General features: G+C 44.5%; 2 protein-coding genes. Both read right to left on the bottom strand.

Annotated features, from left to right (window positions below):
- Nucleotides 1-167: 167 nt before the first annotated feature.
- Nucleotides 168-1,358: a bifunctional sugar-1-phosphate nucleotidylyltransferase/acetyltransferase gene (glmU, locus tag QAS77_RS11400; protein ID WP_305065670.1), complete on the bottom strand. Its 1,191-nt coding sequence runs from the start codon at nucleotides 1,356-1,358 to the stop codon at nucleotides 168-170.
- On the bottom strand, nucleotides 1,355-2,656 hold the full coding sequence (glmM, locus tag QAS77_RS11395; RefSeq protein WP_305065669.1) for a phosphoglucosamine mutase: 1,302 nt from the start codon (nucleotides 2,654-2,656) through the stop codon (nucleotides 1,355-1,357). Before glmM ends, glmU begins: the two co-directional genes overlap by 4 nt.
- Nucleotides 2,657-2,788 lie beyond the last annotated feature (132 nt).

Genomic DNA, 2,788 nt, shown 5'->3' with positions numbered 1-2,788 from the left:
CAGATGATATTCCGTCAGCATCGTTATGGGAAATGACACGTGCATGGCTGTATTCTTCTATAATGTCTGCTATCTGCTCTGCAAGTTCGCTTATTTTTTGCATTTCTATCAATCATATCACCCGTATGTACAACCTTAAATACATAAATAACAACAAAGATCCGGCGTTATCGAACGACCTCTCCGGGTCCGGTATAGCTTCCACTTTCCATAACGGTTCCAACGTTGATACTGGAATTTATTCCTGTGTGAACGTCATCACCCATTATGACCCCAAGTTTCCTTCTTCCCGAATCCGTTAGTTTGCCTTTAATTTTCACCTTGATGTTCTTACCATCGTGGCGCAGATTGGCAACCTTAGTTCCGGCACCGAAATTACACTTTCGACCTATAATACTGTCTCCCAGATACGTGAGGTGTCCTATATTCGTACCATCCATTATTATGCTGTTCTTCACTTCAACGGCATTTCCGATATGCACATCATTTCCAATGGCAGTTGAAGGCCGTATGAAACAATTCGGTCCGATATCACAGTCATCTCCGATGATCACTGGTCCGATGATGTATGCACCATTGCGTATCAGAGTACCTCTGCCAACACTCACATCCCCTATAAGGGTGGCATTCGGCTCAATGACCCCTTTTACGGAAGGCTCCGTTCGTCTCAACAGGACTGCGTTCGCATCCAGCATATCCCAAGGTCTTCCGATATCTATCCATTCTTCTTCCAGTATCTCATATCCGACATCTGCATCACTGTTGATGAGCATCTGGAGGGAATCGGTTATCTCATATTCCTCTCTTGGCGACAATGTCGTCTGTTCGATAAGGTCGAAGATGGTTTCGCTGAAAAGGTAAATTCCGGCATTTGCAAGATCTGTTGGTGGAAACTCTGGTTTTTCTATGATATTTATGACCTTATTTCCATCAGTTTCAATAACGCCGAAATCCGATGGATTGTCCACACGTTTTACAGTTATTACTGCATCTTCCTTCCTTTCTATCATGTGTTCGATGTGGTCGGAACTGACTAGTACATCGCCATTCAGGACTATGAACTTATCTTTGACATGACCTTTTGCATATCCGATAGCGTTTGCAGTACCAAGTTGCTCTTCCTGATGGACATGGTCAATTATAACATTCCATCTATCTCCATTTCCAAAATATTGTTCGATGACTTCTTCATGATATCCTGTGACAAAAACGAATCCGTCAATTCCTGCTTCGATGGCAGAATCCACTATATGCTCTAACATGGGCTTATTGGCGACAGGAAGCATGACCTTTGGAATGGATGATGTCAAAGGGCGCATTCGGGTACCTTCTCCCGCTGCAAGTATGACAGCTTTCAATTAAGTGCCTCCTTGATAATGTTCTCTGCCATGCTGAACAATCTATCAGCACCTTCTCTTGCTTCGGCTGTGATCCTTATCTTCGGTTCTGTCCCTGAAGGTCTCACAAGAACCCATCCGTTATCCATTTCCACGCGTATTCCATCGATGTCAGATATATTCCCGCATTTATCGAGTTTTGAATGGACAACTTCCATAACATGCGCTTTCCTTTCGTTGTCACATTTAACTGTGCCTCGATATGTTGGATAATGTGGTAATTCTTCTTTAAGCTCTGACAATGTTCTGCTCTCTATAAGCTCCATTATCTTTGCAGAAGCGAATATCCCATCCGGGCAATAGGATATCTTCGGGAAGATCCAGCTTCCGGAAGGTTCTCCTCCAATATCTGCGTTGCATTTTTTGATCTCTTCTGCAACGTAGACATCACCGACCCTTGTACGAATGACAGTTGAGCCGGGCAGGGCATCGTCCACCATCATCGAGGTATCCACGGGTACTACAATTTTAGCACCTTCATCGCATTCATGTCTGGCAAAAAGTGCAAGCATCTCATCGCCGGTAATGAACTCTCCCTTCTCGTCGATCGCCATCATCCTGTCTGCATCGCCGTCCTGTGCAATGCCAATGTCCGCACCGAATTCTTTTACGGCTGTTTTGAGCAGTGTGAGGTTCGCATCGTTCGGTTCGGGATTGCGTGCCGGGAAGTAACCGTCAGGCTGGGAATTAAGGGTGATGACCTCACAGCCCATTTTACGAAGCACATATGGAGTTATCGTGCTACCTGCACCGCATCCGCAGTCAATGATAACACGTTTTGATGATCGTTTGACATTCTGCAGTATCATGTTGGTGTGTTGGCGGATAGCATTCGCATCTTCTGATACATTGCCTATCTTGTCCCAACTGACAGGTTCGAAATCTTCTTTCTCTATACAGTTCTCTATCTCTTCCTGCTGGTTAGAATCAAAGGCCATGCCATCAGGATTCCATAACTTTATTCCTACATATTCTGCGGGATTATGGGATGCAGTTATCATTACTCCGCAATCGTAGTCCTTTGTTGCATATGCAAGGGTTGGTGTACTGACCATTCCGATCCGTACAACATCACAGCCTGCTGAAAGAAGACCGGAAATGATAGCATGTTCTATCATCTCTCCTGCAATACGCGGGTCACGGCCTACAACTGCACTCTTTTTTGTCTTACCGAGTGCAAGACCTACCTTCAGGGCAAGGTCCGGTGTAACTTCCTTATTGGTAATTCCTCTTATTCCGGATGATCCGAATAATTTCATATGATTGCTCCACTTTTTCTTATTCAACAGTTACGCTTTTTGCAAGGTTCTTCGGTTTATCTATAGAGCATCCTCTTGCAAGGGCGGTATAATATGCAAGCAATTGCAGTACAACGGATGACAGTATTGGTG

Source organism: Methanococcoides sp. (assembly GCF_030594565.1).
Lineage (GTDB): Archaea > Halobacteriota > Methanosarcinia > Methanosarcinales > Methanosarcinaceae > Methanococcoides > Methanococcoides seepicolus.
Note: the sequence above shows the minus strand (reverse complement) of the source record. Positions and strands in the feature narration are given on the sequence as shown.